13 protein-coding genes and 4 tRNA genes are annotated in these 15957 nt (G+C 41.9%); 13 read left to right on the top strand and 4 right to left on the bottom strand.

Annotation, left to right across the window (positions count from 1 at the left end; genetic code table 11):
- Positions 1-155: 155 nt before the first annotated feature.
- Together ACQY73_RS02445 and ACQY73_RS02440 are read left to right on the top strand one after the other, a co-directional pair.
- Positions 156-695: an RNA polymerase sigma factor gene (locus tag ACQY73_RS02445; protein ID WP_428660955.1), complete on the top strand. Its 540-nt coding sequence runs from the start codon at positions 156-158 to the stop codon at positions 693-695.
- Positions 692-1498, top strand: coding sequence for an anti-sigma factor (locus ACQY73_RS02440; protein WP_428660952.1), 807 nt, complete (start codon positions 692-694; stop codon positions 1496-1498). Before ACQY73_RS02445 ends, ACQY73_RS02440 begins: the two co-directional genes overlap by 4 nt.
- Before the next feature lie 79 nt (positions 1499-1577).
- Here the strand turns inward: ACQY73_RS02440 and ACQY73_RS02435 are convergent, their stop codons facing one another.
- The gene (locus ACQY73_RS02435) at positions 1578-1976 is read right to left on the bottom strand and encodes a Dabb family protein (protein ID WP_428660949.1); all 399 of its coding nucleotides are present in this window, start codon (positions 1974-1976) and stop codon (positions 1578-1580) included.
- A 388-nt stretch (positions 1977-2364) separates the two neighbouring features.
- On the opposite strand from ACQY73_RS02435, the gene ACQY73_RS02430 reads away from it, so the two are divergent.
- Both ACQY73_RS02430 and ACQY73_RS02425 read left to right on the top strand, forming a co-directional pair.
- On the top strand, positions 2365-3363 hold the full coding sequence (locus ACQY73_RS02430; protein ID WP_428660946.1) for a zinc dependent phospholipase C family protein: 999 nt from the start codon (positions 2365-2367) through the stop codon (positions 3361-3363).
- Between the two features lie 76 nt (positions 3364-3439).
- Positions 3440-4612: an AGE family epimerase/isomerase gene (locus ACQY73_RS02425; protein WP_428660943.1), complete on the top strand. Its 1173-nt coding sequence runs from the start codon at positions 3440-3442 to the stop codon at positions 4610-4612.
- Between the two features lie 43 nt (positions 4613-4655).
- Here ACQY73_RS02425 and ACQY73_RS02420 read toward each other — a convergent pair whose 3' ends face one another.
- Both ACQY73_RS02420 and pdxH read right to left on the bottom strand, forming a co-directional pair.
- Positions 4656-5600: an NYN domain-containing protein gene (locus ACQY73_RS02420; protein ID WP_428660940.1), complete on the bottom strand. Its 945-nt coding sequence runs from the start codon at positions 5598-5600 to the stop codon at positions 4656-4658.
- A gap of 125 nt (positions 5601-5725) precedes the next feature.
- Positions 5726-6370, bottom strand: coding sequence for a pyridoxamine 5'-phosphate oxidase (gene pdxH, locus ACQY73_RS02415; protein ID WP_428660937.1), 645 nt, complete (start codon positions 6368-6370; stop codon positions 5726-5728).
- Positions 6371-6456: 86 nt separating this feature from the next.
- Between pdxH and ACQY73_RS02410 the strand changes: the two genes are divergently transcribed.
- The 9 genes from ACQY73_RS02410 (at position 6457) to ACQY73_RS02370 (ending at position 14423) form a co-directional block, all read left to right on the top strand.
- On the top strand, positions 6457-8334 hold the full coding sequence (locus tag ACQY73_RS02410; protein WP_428660934.1) for a DUF349 domain-containing protein: 1878 nt from the start codon (positions 6457-6459) through the stop codon (positions 8332-8334).
- Positions 8335-8441: 107 nt separating this feature from the next.
- A tRNA-Thr gene (locus ACQY73_RS02405) sits at positions 8442-8514 on the top strand.
- A 40-nt stretch (positions 8515-8554) separates the two neighbouring features.
- Positions 8555-8661: transfer RNA gene (locus ACQY73_RS02400), tRNA-OTHER, on the top strand.
- A 39-nt stretch (positions 8662-8700) separates the two neighbouring features.
- Positions 8701-8773 (top strand) — tRNA-Thr (locus tag ACQY73_RS02395).
- A 40-nt stretch (positions 8774-8813) separates the two neighbouring features.
- Positions 8814-8917: transfer RNA gene (locus ACQY73_RS02390), tRNA-OTHER, on the top strand.
- A 268-nt stretch (positions 8918-9185) separates the two neighbouring features.
- A complete protein-coding gene (locus ACQY73_RS02385; protein ID WP_428660931.1) occupies positions 9186-9413 on the top strand; it encodes a hypothetical protein in 228 nt (75 codons plus the stop codon).
- Positions 9414-9470: 57 nt separating this feature from the next.
- A complete protein-coding gene (gene gyrA / locus ACQY73_RS02380; protein ID WP_428660928.1) occupies positions 9471-11990 on the top strand; it encodes a DNA gyrase subunit A in 2520 nt (839 codons plus the stop codon).
- A 166-nt stretch (positions 11991-12156) separates the two neighbouring features.
- Positions 12157-13596 carry a tetratricopeptide repeat protein gene (locus tag ACQY73_RS02375; RefSeq protein WP_428660925.1) on the top strand — a complete coding sequence of 480 codons (1440 nt, stop codon included), beginning with the start codon at positions 12157-12159 and terminating at the stop codon, positions 13594-13596.
- Positions 13597-13793: 197 nt separating this feature from the next.
- Positions 13794-14423, top strand: a complete 630-nt coding sequence (locus tag ACQY73_RS02370; protein ID WP_428660922.1) for a hypothetical protein — start codon at positions 13794-13796, stop codon at positions 14421-14423.
- 563 nt (positions 14424-14986) lie between these two features.
- On the opposite strand, the gene ACQY73_RS02365 is transcribed toward ACQY73_RS02370, so the two are convergent.
- Entirely contained in the window at positions 14987-15508 is a 522-nt protein-coding gene (locus ACQY73_RS02365; RefSeq protein ID WP_428660919.1) for a helix-turn-helix transcriptional regulator, read from the bottom strand.
- Positions 15509-15957 lie beyond the last annotated feature (449 nt).

The following is a 15957-nucleotide window of genomic DNA, read 5'->3' as shown; positions in this document are numbered from 1 at the left end:
TTGCTTTTACTTACGGGAAAAGGATTTGCGACGGATTTAGATAGTTGTTATTTTTTTTTGATATTGCGCGTATATTAAAAAAAAGTAAAACCTAAGTCCATTTTTGTTGGTTGAGTGTATATACACGAAATAATAAAAGGTATTAACCGTACTATATGGGATTAAAATTGCCTAAATACGATGAAGGCGAACTCGTTGAAATGCTGCGACTTCAAGATCGAAAGGCATTCAACTACCTGTACGATAATTACTCCGACGCTTTGTATGGGGTAGTATTGAAGGTGGTTCGTACCGAAGAAACGGCGCAGGACTTGCTTCAGGAAATCTTCGTTAAAATCTGGAAGAATATTACCCAATACGATGTTGGAAAAGGAAGGTTGTTTACGTGGATGCTCAACATCGCACGAAATACTTCCATTGATTATCTGCGTGTCAACAGACCGGAAATCCAAGACATCGAATCCGCCGTATATTGGGTAGAAGAGCATCAGGAAATTTACAATGACTTGGATGCTAAAGAACTGAGAGAGATTGTGTCTCAGCTCAAACCGGAGCAGCAGACGCTGATTGAAATGGTATATTGGGGTGGCTATACGCACGAAGAAACGGCTCAGCGGCTCGAAATGCCGCTCGGGACGGTTAAAACTCGGGTGAGGAGCGCCCTTAGGGATTTAAGAAAATACTTTGGTACATGATTAACACAAAAGCATATATCGAATCGGGGATTTTGGAAGACTACCTTTCCGGGAATGTAACAGATCAGGAACGGCGGGAAGTAGAATGTCTTTCAAAAATATATCCTGAAATTAGAACCGAGTTGGACCAACTTGGTGAAGCCGTCGAACGTTACGCATTTGCTCACCGGGTGGCGCCGCCTGCTGATCTTAAAGATAAAATAATGGCGCAATTAGAATTCGCTGACGAAAAAAAGGAAGTTTCATCCAAGGATTCATCCTTGGATAGGGTAAGTGAGGAAGAGATAGATGAAACGCCTGTTTATACATTGAATTCACGCCAATCGTCGTTTCAATGGGGATGGGTGGCAGCGGCTTCGGTGGCTGCGTTGATCGGGTCAGCGGTTTATTTTAATGCGCGTTTAGATACAGTAAATACCACCTTAGCGCAGCAGAGCGTTGAACTGACCCAAAAGAATGAATTGATTGCCAATTTAAACAATGCTGATAATCAGTTTGTCACGTTGAAGGGAGTGGAGAAATCACCAAACAGTGCGGTACGTGTGGTATGGAACCCTAAAACACAGGAAGTTCGCCTCAATGTTCTTTCTTTGCCGACACCGGAAGCGGGAAAACAATATCAGTTATGGGGACTTGTGGGTGGAAAACCCGTTGATCTCGGAGTATTTGATGTCAATGGAGTGATGCAGAAAATGAAAGCCGCGCCGCAGGCAGAAGCTTTTGCCGTAACGTTGGAAAAACGCGGAGGAAGTGCAAGTCCTACTTTATCTGAAATGTATGTGATGGGTAAAGTGTCGAGTTGATAGGCTAACCAATTGTAAGTACATAAAAAAAACGCTGCTTTTCCAAGCAGCGTTTTTTTTATGCGTTCAAAACAAAATATTACTTCTGAATATTGGCATCGATCACTAATTCCTTTTCCCAAATAGCCTCATTGTTTTTCACAAACTCCTGATATTTAGGGTGATTTTGGAAGGTAGTGATGTCGTCTTCCGTACGGAATGTCAAATAATGCATGGCATCGTATTCAGGTTTTCCGGTGACACTAAGGGTTTTTCCACCTGAGTAAGCAACCATTTGAGGAATTTCACGTCTCAACTGAGCGAACTCGTTCATGTGATGCTCAATATTAGCGGCCGAAGTGCCCGATTTGAATTTGATGCAAACGATTTTTTGGATTTCGGCCTTCTGGCTGGGGGTGTAGGCTCCGTAAATGATGAGCATAAACACGCAAAGTCCAAAAATTGGTTTAATGTATCCGAAGAATTTTTTCTTGTCCATGATAAATAGTGAATTAAAAAGTACTGATAACGAATTTTCTGATTTTCTGATTTTTGAATACGGTGCAAAATTAACGAATGTAATTGAAAAATTGCATATTTTTAATAAAAAATTGTAATAATTCTGTTAAAATGTAATTTTGCCAAATCATATTATGAAAGTAAATCTAACTGCAAAACAAGGTTAGGGAGCTGATTTGGCAGAATTTTACCTTTTTGACACACTTTTAGCGGTTTTTGTTGACCAAGAAGCAGTTAGTGAAACTGATTTTTGCACATTTAACATTTTTTTTAACCCTAACCTCGCATTTTTAATGAATCTAAAGCCAATTTTACAAAATTTGTATTTTAAAATAAACAGAATAATATTTGGCATAATGCGCCGGTTTATGCTTAAAAAAAAGGCCGATAAATCATATTTTCTCCCAATTCTTCCAATATGTTTCTTTTTTTTTGCCTATACCTCGCCTGCTCTATGGGGTTTTTGGGCACACCAACGCATTAATCGTTTGGCGGTTTTTTCGCTTCCGCCCGAAATGCAGGTCTTTTTTAAGAAAAACATTGAGTACCTGACTGAAAATGCGGTTAATCCTGATAAGCGCCGGTACGCAGTAGTGGGAGAGGCCCCGCGCCATTATATTGATGCCGAAGCCTACGGCGATAGTGCATTGTATAAATTGCCGTTTTATTGGAATGAAGCCGTAAAACGCTACGGAGAAGATACATTGGCCTTGAACGGTACCGTTCCCTGGGCCATTCAACAGTATAAATTTCAGTTGACGGAAGCGTTTCGTCAAAAAAATGCCCGACGCATTTTACGCGTAGCGGCAGATCTGGGCCATTACATTGCCGATGCCAATGTGCCGCTCCATACGACCCGAAATTACAACGGACAGCGAACAGGGCAGGAGGGGATCCATGCGTTTTGGGAGACGCGTTTGCCCGAACTTTTTGCAGAAGACTATGATATGTTTGTCGGGCCGGCCGAATACGAAGAAAAAGTAGCGCTTCGGGCCTGGCGAGCCGTTCGACAATCCAATGCCGCGTTGGACAGCGTGCTCCAATTTGAGTCGCAACTGTCTAAGCAGATCAAACCGGAGCATAAATATGCCTTGGAAGACCGTAATGGGGTGGTTATAAAAACATATTCGCGAGAATTTTCGCAGAGATACCACGAAATGCTGCACCAACAGGTGGAGCGCCAAATGCGGGCATCTGTTAAAATGGTCAGTGATTTTTGGTTTACCTGCTGGGTGGATGCCGGCCAACCTGACTTGGCACATTTAGCTGCTCTCTCCCAAGATGAATCAGGGAAAGATGAAGAGATAAAAGAAAAACAGAGTTGGTTGCAACGCCTTTTTAACGTACGGTCCGAAAACGAAAATTAGCCCGGATCTGATTATATTCACAAGCGTTTGGGCTTTTATCTTAAAGAATCACAACTCTTAGCCTTAGGCATGAATCATGGAACAATTCGCCCGCGAAAACCTGAATGAGTGGAAACGTATATTAGCCTATTGGGAAAAATATTCGCCTGATTATCAGCGGGGAGGGTTTCACGGACAAGTCAATTACGATAATCAGCCCGTATTGGATGCTTCTCGTTCCATTATCCTGATCAGCCGTATTTTATGGACATTTTCGCTGGGCTATAAGTATTTTCATCGTCGACGGTATTTGGTTCTTGCCGACAGAGCGTATCATTACCTGTACAATCATTTTCGGGATACCAAAAACGGCGGGGTTTATTGGTCCGTCACGGCGGCCGGCGCTCCACTCGAAACGCGTAAACAACTCTACGGAAACGCATTTGCCATTTACGGATTGAGTGAATATTATGCAGCGTCTAACTTTAAACCGGCGCTTGAGTTTGCACAGGAGCTTTTTCAAACCGTAGATAAACACGGTTACGATGCCGAAAAAGGCGGATACTACGAAGCATTCGGTACAAATTGGGAGCCCGTTGATGATTTGATTTTGAGTAAAAGGCCGTGGATCAAGTCCCAAAATACCCATTTGCACATCATTGAAGCGTTTACCAACCTATACAGGGTTTGGCCGGATGCCGTTCTGCGTCAGCGTGTTGCACATTTGGCCGATGCATTCATGGAAAAGCTGGTAAGTCAGAAAACATATCGTTTACGTCTGTTTTTTGATCGTGACTGGAATCCAAAAGATGAAACCGTATCCTATGGGCATGACATTGAAGCTTCCTGGCTGTTGTGGGAAACGGCCGAAGTATTGAATGACCACGAGCGCAGTGAAAAGGTGAAGCAATTGTGTATCAATATGGCCAAAGCTGCCTGTACGGGTTTGGGCGAAGACGGAGCCTTGGATTATGAATTCGATCCTGCCACCAATCACCGTAACCATGAACGCAGTTGGTGGGTGTTGGCCGAACAAATGGTCGGATTTTACAATGCATATCAACTTACGGGCGAATCACATTATAAGGACAAATCGTTGAAAAGCTGGGAGTTTATCAAAAAATACGTGATGGATACCCAAAAAGGCGATTGGTTTGGAACAGTAAAACCTGATCTGACGCCGGTACGCAACGCCAAGATAAGCTTTTGGAAATGCCCTTATCACAATAGCCGGGCCTGTTATGAGATCGTCAGACGCTTAGAGAAGTAGTCAGGCAGTATAAAGTTGTCTTTTACTGCCTGATTGTATAGTGTTATTTTTCATGCAACACGAGCACGTCGTATCCAACAGCACGACCGCCGTCTTTTTCATCCAACGAGAACTGAACCCGATCGCCGATGATGAGGTCATTAAAATCATAATCTCGCAGGCTGGTATAATGGAAAAAGACATTGTTGGGAGGGTATTTTATAAACCCAAAGCCCTCTTTTAACGATAATATAAAGCTTTCCTTACGTTCTTCGTCGTTCAGTAATGCGGTGTTTGATTCTTCAAGCGCATTTTCAGCAGGAGCTTCACCCTGTTTGGTAAATACTTTCCCTTTATTTCGCGGCACAAACAGGGTATTGTTTAAGGCCTCTCCCCGTTCGTTTATAACATCCTGCATGGCAACAGGGTACGTTACTTCGGCCAGTAGATCTTGGGAGGTGCGGGTATAAAAACGACTGCCATCCTCGTCGGTATATTCAAAATCCCAGCCCAGCACCATAACTCGGGTTCCAAGGGTATTCAATTTTCGCACTAAGGGCACATAATCGCCGTCTGCGGCAATGAGTACCAATACATCGAAACGTTTGTAGAAAGCCATTTCAAATGCCTCCAGGGCCAGCCAAACGTCAATTCCCTTTTCGTGTTTTTTCCCGAGCGTACTGCGCACGGGCAGGTAATGGGTCGTTACTCCTTCAGACATCAGAATATCATCAAATACCCGCTCATAGTAAAGCAAATCTCCGCGTTGACTGGCTTCGCCTGCCGTGAGTCGACCCCGGAAATAATGGGCATCCACAATTTGACAGAGACGGGTTTCACAGGTTTCGACCTCAGCTACCTTCTGGCGGATAAAATCATGCAGCCCGTTGATGCTGATGCGACTGCGACGTTCATGGGTATAGTTATAGTAGTTGCTGACGTGTAAAAAATAGTTTCCGTCGTAAAATACTCCGATTCGGGTTAAACTGTTCGGATTTCTGTAATGCATGAGTTATGATAGAAGTTGAAAGTAGGGTAGTATTATGTAAAGGTATGTACGTAGGATAGATGTTATTGGTTTGTATGATAATTTTTAATGATGTTTTTTAGTTTAAAACTATTTTATGCTCATTCTTAAGGGGATAATCTTTCGATCTTCCAATTATCATTCTCCATTCGGTACCTGATTCTGTCGTGTAAGCGGCTTGGGCGGCCTTGCCAAAACTCAATTTCTTTAGGAATTACCCGATAGCCTCCCCAGTGCGGAGGCCGTGGTACGGGTTTTTCTGCAAATTTTTGCTCAATTTGAGCCAGTTTCTCGGATAAAAACGCACGATTCTCAATAATTTGGCTTTGTTCTGAGACCCAAGCCCCCAATTGACTTCCACGAGGGCGAATGCTGAAATACGCGTCGGATTCAGCTTCAGTCACCTTTTCTACAGTACCGATGATACGAACCTGGCGCTCCAATTCAGCCCACCAAAAGGTAAGCGAAGCCACAGGATGTATGTTTAGGTCAGCGCCTTTGTGACTGTTATAATTAGTATAAAACAAAAAACCGGCTGAATCTACCTCTTTTAAAAGCACTACCCGCCCATGCGGGTAACCATCTTCCCCCAAAGTGCTGACAACCATTCCATTTGGCTCAATCACTTCTGCCGATTGGGCTTCTTCGAACCATTTTTCAAATTGTTTGAAGGGATTCTCTAAAACATCTTGCTTACTCAATCCGTTTAAAGTGTAGTCTTTTCGGAGATTAGCCAGTTTTGTACTTGCCATTTTTGATTAATTGAGATTAAAAATTGAAAAACCGGTTTTGAAACATCGAAAAACGGTCATTATTATTATTTTTGCAAATCTAAGCGATGACTACCACATTTACGATGATTAACGACGGAGCAGAATTAAGCGAAAGCGAACAACTCACTCAGCAGAGTGTTGCAGCCATGGAAGAACTTGACGTGGTTGAAGAACAGTCAGTTGATTATACTCAACTTGACAAAAAGGGATTTGTGAATTTATTGGAAAGCCAACTTGTAACCGCAAAAAGCGAAGGGGCCAAGCCTGCCGACTTCAAGCGAACGGATGAAATACTCAAGGAGGTTAAAGGGTTCTTCGATCAAATCAAAAAGACGGAACGTGACGAAGCTGAACAACGCTATATCGCTGATACGGGCTCTGAAGAAGGGTTTGAGTTTAAGCCCGATGAATTAACCCAACGTTTTGAGTCCCTGTATCGTCAAATAAAAGACGTTAAGAATCATTATTTTCAGGACTTAGAAAAATCGAAAGACAAAAACTTCTCCGTCAAAACCCAGCTGCTGCAACGCCTGCGGGAACTGGTCGATGCGGATGAAGCAAATACCAAAAACCCCGGTTCCAGCTGGCAGGAGTTTAAGAAAATTCAGGATGAGTGGAAAGCAGCCGGTAACATTGCTTCTCCTCACAACAGTACCCTTTGGGCTACTTTCCATGCATTGATCGACCGATATTACAGCAATCGTAATATTTACTTCGAACTCAAAGAACTTGATCGTAAGAAAAATTTACAACTCAAGGGCGAGCTGGTCGAAAAAGTGGAAGCACTTGCCAAAAGCCTGGAAGGAAAGTCACTTAATCGTGGCGTGTTGGAAGAAGCAAATGCGCATTTTGAAGAGTATAAGCACATTGGGCCGGGGCCGAAAGCCGAGCAGGAATTACTTTGGCAAAGAATGAAATCGGCCTTAGACGTATTATACGATGCACGTCGGGCGCAGACAGAAGACCAAAAGCAATTGCTTTCTCAAAATTACGAGCTCAAATCCAAAATATACGAGGCATTGGTGCCGTTTACGGCTTTTACTTCCAGTAGCATTAACGAGTGGAATGAAAAGACCAAAGAGGTGGTAGCGCTGCAGGAGCAATGGGTAAATGCCAAAGGGCAGATGCTGCGGGATGAAGGCCGGGAGTTGAGTAAAAAGTTTTGGGCAACGCTTAAAACCTTTTTTCACAACAAAGGAGAGTTTTTCCGTCAATTGGAAGCTAAGCGCGAACAAAACCTTAAGTTGAAAACCGAACTGTGCGAAGCCGTAGAAGAAATTCTGGCAACTGGCGAGGACACTTCCAACAACACGGATAAAGTAATTGCGCTGCAAAAACAATGGAAACAGATCGGGCAAGTACCGGAGAAATTTAAGGATTCCATCTTTGACCGTTTTAAGAAAGCGTGCGATGCTTATTTTGACCGTAAGCGTGCTAAAAACACAGAAGTTGAAAAAGAATTTGTAGAGAATTTGACTAAAAAGCAAGCCCTTTGTGCAAAGATTGAAGCCGGAGCCAAAGCAGGTGAAGCAAGTTTAGGAGATCTTAATGCATTTAAGTCAGAATGGGCAGGGATTGGGTTTGTACCTAAAAAAGACATGCAATCCATCAATAAGCGGTACATTGATGCCGTTAATGCCTATGTGAGTGCGATTGGTAAATTATCTTCGAAGGAAAGAGAACAGGTAATTCTTGAAAACGAAGTGTCGATGGTATCAGACGGTGAGTCGTCGCGCAGCCTGCAACGCAAAGAAACCGATATTCGACGCCGCATGACTCAAATTGAAAACGATCTGACCATTTGGCAAAACAACATTGAATTCTTTGGCCGTTCCAAAAATGGCGAAAAAGTTCGTGCAGAGTTCGTGAAAAAAATCGAAGTAGCCCAGAAGCAACTTGCTGATTTAAAGCATCAATTGAAAATTATTCGCGAAGCATTATAAAAAAATGCCATTGAAATTTGTGCAAAACAGTATAAAGTACTACTTTTGCACCACGAAAAAACAAACAGAACAGTGTTCGTAAAGTTTGACTATTCGTGAAAAGGTTTGCCTCCATAGCTCAGCTGATAGAGCAACTGACTTGTAATCAGTAGGTCGCTGGTTTGATCCCGGCTGGGGGCTCAAAAGTGTTACTATTTACACTTAAAACAAATAGAGAATTGCCTCCATAGCTCAGCTGATAGAGCAACTGCCGGGAACGCCCGCCGCTTGTAATCAGTAGGTCGCTGCGGGGTCGTCCTTACGATTTGATCCCGGCTGGGGGCTCCAAAAAGTGTTACTATTTACACTTAAAACAAATAGAGAATTGCCTCCATAGCTCAGCTGATAGAGCAACTGACTTGTAATCAGTAGGTCGCTGGTTTGATCCCGGCTGGGGGCTCAAAAGTGTTACTATTTACACTTAAAACAAATAGAGAATTGCCTCCATAGCTCAGCTGATAGAGCAACTGCCGGGAACGCCCGCCGCTTGTAATCAGTAGGTCGCTGCGGGGTCGTCCTTACGATTTGATCCCGGCTGGGGGCTCAAAAGCCGATACGAACGTGTCGGCTTTTTCTATTTTGTCACTTGGCGGCCCGGCTGATAGAGCAACTGCCGGGAACGCCCGCCGCTTGTAATCAGTAGGTCGCTGCGGGGTCGTCCTTACGATTTGATCCCGGCTGGGGGCTCAAAAGCCGATACGAACGTGTCGGCTTTTTTTGTTTTCTGCCGGTTCTGTAAGCGTTTTTGACAAGTTATTTGTATTTTCACTTTGAAAATAGATTTTCAGCCTGTAAAACACCATTGAAAGATAATGAGAAAGTTGTCCGTTTTGTTGGTATTGATGTGTGGCTTGGGGGTGAGTGGATGTTGGTATCGTCAATGTCCGATAAAAGGCTGCAAAGTACGGCATGAGCATAGTCACGGAGGTGGAATTGTACGTGGTCGCGGTACATTTCCAAAGCCTCATATGTTTGGAAAACCGAGGACTGCGGCCGAAAAACGGGAGCAGGCAAATGAAAGACGACGTAAGCGGAGCTAGTTTTGCCATTATAAAGTATTTGGTGTATTTTTGTACAAAAGCATTTAATTCTTGTTTATGTCAGAAAACACCGGTAATATTATCCCTATTAACATTGAGGAAGAGATGCGTACGGCTTACATTGATTACTCAATGTCAGTCATTATTTCTCGTGCACTCCCTGATGCCCGCGATGGATTGAAACCTGTTCACCGTCGGGTGCTTTATACAATGTTTGAATCGGGCTTTTTACACAATCGCCCTTATAAAAAATCGGCCCGTACCGTCGGAGACGTTATGGCCAAGTACCACCCCCACGGAGATGCTTCGATCTATGATACCATGGTGCGCATGGCGCAACCTTGGTCACTACGCTATATGCTGATAGATGGCCAGGGAAACTTTGGTTCATTGGATGGTGACTCTCCGGCTGCAATGCGTTATACCGAATCCAGATTAAAGAGGATTGCGGAAGAGATGTTGCAGGATATCAATAAAGAGACCGTCAACTTCCAGCCCAACTACGATGATTCTGATGAAGAACCAACGGTATTGCCGGCAAAATTGCCCAACTTGCTTTTAAACGGTTCTTCAGGAATTGCGGTAGGAATGGCCACAAACATGGCCCCTCACAACCTCACTGAAGTAATTGACGGAACCATAGCGTACATAGATAATAATTCTATCACTGTTCAGGAATTGATCCAATATGTAAAAGCACCTGATTTTCCAACGGGAGCTATTATCTATGGATATCAAGGCGTTAGGTCTGCCTATGAGACCGGAAGAGGACGGGTGATCATGCGCGCCGTTGCCACATTTGAACAAACTAAAACGGGACGTGAGCAGATTGTCATTACGGAGATCCCTTACATGGTCAACAAAGCTGACATGATCAAGCGGATTGCCGATATGGTCAATGATAAGCGTTTGGACGGTATTTCAGCCATTCGTGATGAGTCAGACCGTGACGGGATTCGTATCGTGTTTGAACTTAAAAAAGACAGTATTCCCAATATCGTTCTTAATCACCTTTACAAGTTTACGCCGCTTCAATCATCGTTCAGCATCAACAACGTAGCCTTGGTAAAAGGCCGTCCGGCGTTGCTGAATTTGAAAGACCTGATCAAATACTACGTTGAGCACCGGGTAGAAGTAATCACGCGTCGTACACAATACGACCTGCGCGAAGCTGAAAAGCGTGCCCATATTTTGCAGGGACTCCTCATTGCGCTTGATAATCTGGATGCGGTTATTAAATTGATCCGTAGTGCCCGAGATCCTGAAACGGCGCGTAATGGTCTTATCGAACAGTTTAGTTTGAGTGAACCCCAAGCCCGCGCTATTCTGGATATGCGTTTACAACGCCTGACAGGGATGGAGCGTGATAAGATCATCGCAGAATACGAGGAATTGATGAAACTTATTGCCGATTTACAGGATATTTTAGGCAATGAAAGCCGTAAGCTTCAAATCATTAAAGATGAACTGACCGATCTGAGAGCTCGCTACGGAGATGCTCGTCGTTCTAAAATCGAGTACGCCGCTGAGGAGTTTGCCGATGAAGATATGATCGCTGATGAAGACATGTTGATTACTATTTCTCATCAGGGATATGTAAAACGCACGCCACTTGGTGAATACCGCACGCAGGGTAGGGGAGGAGTAGGTTCAAGAGGAGTAACCACCAAAGACGACGATTTTACCGAACATTTGTTTTCGGCAACCATGCTGAATTACTTACTGATCTTTACAGAATTCGGCAAATTGTTCTGGCTCAAAGTATACGAAATCCCTGAAGGGTCAAAAGTAGCCAAAGGCAGACCGATTCAAAACCTGATCAACATTGAGTCCGGCGATAAAGTCAGAGCCGTGATCAATGTGCGTACGTTGAGCGATGCTGATTATATCAACAATAATTACATCATCATGTGTACCGAAGAAGGAACCATTAAGAAAACCTTATTGGAAGCTTATTCGCGGCCAAGGGCCAACGGTATTGCAGCGATCACTATCAATGAAGGGGACCGCCTACTGGATGTGGCATTGACCAACGGCGATAACCAAATAATCATTGCTTCGAAAGAAGGGAAGGCGGTGCGTTTCCACGAAAGCCGGGTACGTCCTATGGGTCGTACAGCAGCCGGTGTCAAAGGTATTGAGCTTGGCGATGAAGGAACTACCAACAAAGCCATCGGAATGCTTTGCGTCAGTAATTTGGAAAAGCAGTTGATGGTAGTGTCTGAAAATGGCTACGGAAAACGTTCGCAAATAGAGGACTATCGGGAAACAAACCGTGGTGCAAAAGGAGTAACTACCTTGAATATCACGGATAAAGTCGGTAGTTTGGTCGCAATAAAAGAAGTTTCTGATAACGATGACTTGATGATTATCAATAAATCCGGGATCGCCATACGTATGTCAGTAGCTGAAATTCGGGTTGCGGGACGAAATACCCAAGGTGTTCGGTTGATAAAATTAAACGATGCGGATGAGATTTCATCTGTCACACGGATAGAGTCAGAAGAAGCAGTGATTGAAGGGAGTGAAGAGGCAGGCAACGTTGCGCCTGAGCCTCCAACCGAGCCACAAGCATAATATAATGTTTTTGAGGATAAGTAAGTAGATTTTAGATGTGAATCCTATTTATTTAACAGCTAATCACTGCTCACTTATCCTCATAATTAAATCCACACAATTTACAATAAGTCAATCAGTATCCCGTTTTCTTACTCAAATTTTAAACTTAACAACTTACCTCAAAATGAAAAAGTTGATCGTAACATCTGCTTTTAGTTTTTTTGCTATTTCTGCCTTTTCTCAGGTAGACAAATTACTACTGGAACAGAAAAAGAAAGACAAAGAAAAAAGCGACAAAGCAATTACAGACCCGAAAGCAGGTGCAAAATCAAGCACTTGGTTAGATCGTGGCAAATTGTATGATGAAATCGCCCGTTTATATACTGAAATGGATTCAAGTGCCGCACTTGTAGCATATGAGTCATTTAAGAAAGCAGTAGAAGTAGATGCTGCCAAGCCCGGAAAAGTAACCAAAGATGCACAGAAATACTTGAAGGGTGAAACGGATGATACCGGTACAAATCTGGGTACTGCCCTTGTGAAACAGGGTGCCGAAAAGTTTCAGACTAAAAAGTACGAAGAAGCTATCAAGTTTTTTAACATAGCACAGGAAGTAAATCCAAAGGATACGTTGGCCCCGTTGTACGGAGCATACAGTGCGATGCAAAGTCAAAAAAATGATATTGCTGCTACCATGATGGAGCAATACATTGAAAAAGGGGGGAAGGACGCAGGTAACTTTGCTCTGTTAGCCCAGCTATACCGCATCGAAAAGAAAAACGACAAGGCACTGGCTATTCTTGATAAAGGGATGCAGGTATTGCCTAATAACAAAACAGCTTTTAAAGCGGAGCGTGTCAATGTGCTTTTGGATACTCAACGTTTGGATGAAGCAAAAGTGGCATTGAATGAATTGATCGACTTAGATCCTAAGAATGCACAATATGCGCTTAACTTAGGAATTCTGAATGATAATGAAGTACAACAACTGACAGCAGAGATTAAAAAACTTTCGGAGGCCTCTAAAAAAACAGGAGGAAGCGAACGCAAAATCAAAGAAGCTGAAGAAACAGATAAAGTTTTTGCGGATGAAATTAAGCGTATTGCAGGCTTAATTGTGAAACAACCGAAAAATGCAGACTTGAAGCGTCAGAAAGCTGAAGTGGAAGTAAAGCAGAAAGAGAACAAAGTTGCGTTGGAAGAAGCAAAAGCTGAATTGGCAAAGACCAAAGACGAAATTGCTAAGCTAGGTGATACAAGTGTGAAGATTGCCGAATTGAATGGCAAGCTTAAAAAAGCACGGGAAGCCACAAAAACTGCTTATGACAGAGCATTAGTGGCAGACCCCAATAATTACGATGTGCTTTTCAACATGGGCGTATTTTATTTCAACGAGGCAGTAGAGATGAAAAGAGAAGTGGATGCCATGGACATGAAAGACTACAATGCCAAAGGAAAAGAGATCGAACCCAAGGTTTGTGGAAAATTCAAACAATCGTTACCTTATTTTACGAAGGCAAAAGCCATCAAAGAAGAGGAAGCAGTTGTTGAAACCCTCAAGCAGTTGGACGTGATTATGAAAGAATTTGAAGGAAAGAAAATCGTGTGCGAAGAGACAAAATAAGAAAATAAAGAGTGGGTTCAACTCACTCTTTATTTTTGAATGTTCTATTTAACATAATGTAAATTATATAACAATTTATTTTCTTTATAAATCATAATAATTATAGTATAACAGAGATAATTGGTACAATTTTGGATTGTATGCATTTATAAAGTTATTGACATTTAATATATTTATGTGCCTTTACATTACTCACGATGAAAAAAGAATTCTTTACCACCAAAAAAGTGCCCAAGCTTAAAAATCGGCGGCAACAATTGCCCATGCCTACTGATATTCAGGATTACCTGATGAATACTACGTCAGAATCTGAAGAATCGTTGGAAAATTCGCCGGAAGAGCTGATTATAGGGCAAAACAGCAATGTAAGGCATCTATGTGGCAAATATGAAAGATATTCGTTCTACGAGGATCAAAAGCGCATTATAAAGGAGATTGTCAATGTCTATGCTGACGGTAAGGTGGTTGTGCGATCAATGGCCGGGATTCAAAAAGGGGTTGCCACTTACTTTATGAACTCTATTTTAGCCATCAATTTAAATACACTCAACGATAAAGAAGAAATTTGTACCCAGTTATTAATGTATGTCGGACGTTTTGAATACAAAGACATTGAGTGTTTATATGCGGTTTGTTCCACCATCAATGCCCACAATATTCCGTTGGCTCGGCACGAAGTCTTAATTCCTACCAATACATTTGGTGTATTGTCAGAAAGTATTCAGCTCGACTCCCAGGCATTTTACAAATTGAATTATAAATACCCGCATTTGCTTAAAGCACTTCAGGCTCGTCAATTGCACACCTCCAACCGCATTTCCTGGTAATTAGGTAGCCCTAAAAAGGCCGTTTTTTAAAGTATTGATTACCAGTCTATTACATATTCACGTGAAACAGTGTGAAAATGTCGTGGAACAAAATGTTTTAATAGCTTAAAAGACAGACGCTTGTCTTTGCAAAAACGTTTCACAGTACCTTGTGCTACCTTGACATTTTAATGTAAAGAGAAAGAAGTTAAGCCCTAAAAATCCGGGTTTAAGCTTTTTACCGGTATAGACCTCCCTCCTGCTGCTCATTAATTAAATACTCGTTTTCTCCTTCTTCTTACTACGGATTTCTTCAACTATACTGTTGCTATGTACCTCAAAGAGGAAGATAGCCGTCAACAAATTTATTGCTTCAGGTCCTCTTGCTTTGAAAGAGTTTTTATTTCTATATATAAAAAAAGACCGGTAAATCTATAAATATAATAAGATAAATAGACTTTTTATTAACATAGTTAACATATATATATATCAGATTAATAGGCATATATTTTTTGGGATAATGTGTTCCCAAGAGATTTTTGATATGCTTCCGGTAAAATTTTTACGGATTGATCTTCGTCTTTCTACTGTCCCAAAAATTGATTGAACTTAGAATTTGGATCAACAGGAATGACTTGCGAGCTTCCATCGTCATAAACAATAGTTATGAGTACCGCCCGGCGCGGTTTTGTCAGTTCAAGAGAATGGTTTACGGCTACTTCAGCCTTCATTTGAACCGTCCGAGAATCGACTGAAGCAGACGGCTTAGCTGTATGATTTTTTTCACGCAATTCAGGCGCTGTTACATTGCTCACCTTTGCTCCACCATAGCCTTGATTTTCAATGAGTTGAGTGATTATTTGAGCCTCTTCCACTGACTGGGTGCGGAACCAATCCAAATTGTATTTTTCGTTCCATGCGACTATCTTCTCCAAAATATCGTGACTTGGTCGATTACGGTAGGCTAATATGTGTGAAATGGTAGAACGCTGCACTTTTATGGCATCGGCAAATTGGGAAGCATTCATATTGTTCTGATGAAGAATGACCCGAATCTTATTGTTCTTCAAGTAACGAAGGTCTGTAAAATCTGAAAATGTTGCCATGTTGTAAACATTAAATTCAATGGTACAAATATAATAACGTTTACAGTATTAACAAATGTTTACATGAATAATTTTTTTGTGTTTACGTAATATTACAAATGTATATATTGTGAACTTTGATTTGTTTACAAAATTGTATACAAATATACATTCTGTAAACAGGAGTAAACACTATTATTTGTTGATTATCTGTAGTTTGTCATCCCTTTTCGATAGTTTAACCAAGAGTTGCATATCTATTATTCCAATTGTTTATTTTTGTAATACTTGTAAATATTTTTAATTTTATTTGGAATTTACATTTCTATTCTATTATCTTTGTCTCAATCAAACAGAGAAGCATACGTCATTTGGTCAAATAGTGGAGAGAGTTGTGTAGAATGAAAGCCGATTTGCCAAACGATTTGTGGTTTGCTTGATGTCAAGTCGGTTTTTCCGATAAGACAGTA

The organism is Runella sp. (assembly GCF_965279615.1).
GTDB lineage: Bacteria > Bacteroidota > Bacteroidia > Cytophagales > Spirosomataceae > Runella.
The sequence above is the reverse complement of the archived record's forward strand: the minus strand, read 5'-3'. Positions and strand labels throughout refer to the sequence as shown.

Excerpts from the sequence above, each read along its gene's own strand:
- ACQY73_RS02440 (WP_428660952.1), top strand. The coding sequence starts at position 692 with ATGATTAACACAAAAGCATATATCGAATCGGGGATTTTGGAAGACTAC.
- pdxH (WP_428660937.1), bottom strand. The coding sequence starts at position 6,370 with ATGGCAAGTACAAAACTGGCTAATCTCCGAAAAGACTACACTTTAAAC.
- ACQY73_RS02370 (WP_428660922.1), top strand. The coding sequence starts at position 13,794 with ATGAAAAAAGAATTCTTTACCACCAAAAAAGTGCCCAAGCTTAAAAAT.
- ACQY73_RS02385 (WP_428660931.1), top strand. The coding sequence starts at position 9,186 with ATGAGAAAGTTGTCCGTTTTGTTGGTATTGATGTGTGGCTTGGGGGTG.
- ACQY73_RS02420 (WP_428660940.1), bottom strand. The coding sequence starts at position 5,600 with ATGCATTACAGAAATCCGAACAGTTTAACCCGAATCGGAGTATTTTAC.
- ACQY73_RS02365 (WP_428660919.1), bottom strand. The coding sequence starts at position 15,508 with ATGGCAACATTTTCAGATTTTACAGACCTTCGTTACTTGAAGAACAAT.
- ACQY73_RS02410 (WP_428660934.1), top strand. The coding sequence starts at position 6,457 with ATGACTACCACATTTACGATGATTAACGACGGAGCAGAATTAAGCGAA.
- ACQY73_RS02375 (WP_428660925.1), top strand. The coding sequence starts at position 12,157 with ATGAAAAAGTTGATCGTAACATCTGCTTTTAGTTTTTTTGCTATTTCT.
- ACQY73_RS02430 (WP_428660946.1), top strand. The coding sequence starts at position 2,365 with ATGCTTAAAAAAAAGGCCGATAAATCATATTTTCTCCCAATTCTTCCA.
- ACQY73_RS02425 (WP_428660943.1), top strand. The coding sequence starts at position 3,440 with ATGGAACAATTCGCCCGCGAAAACCTGAATGAGTGGAAACGTATATTA.
- ACQY73_RS02445 (WP_428660955.1), top strand. The coding sequence starts at position 156 with ATGGGATTAAAATTGCCTAAATACGATGAAGGCGAACTCGTTGAAATG.
- gyrA (WP_428660928.1), top strand. The coding sequence starts at position 9,471 with ATGTCAGAAAACACCGGTAATATTATCCCTATTAACATTGAGGAAGAG.
- ACQY73_RS02435 (WP_428660949.1), bottom strand. The coding sequence starts at position 1,976 with ATGGACAAGAAAAAATTCTTCGGATACATTAAACCAATTTTTGGACTT.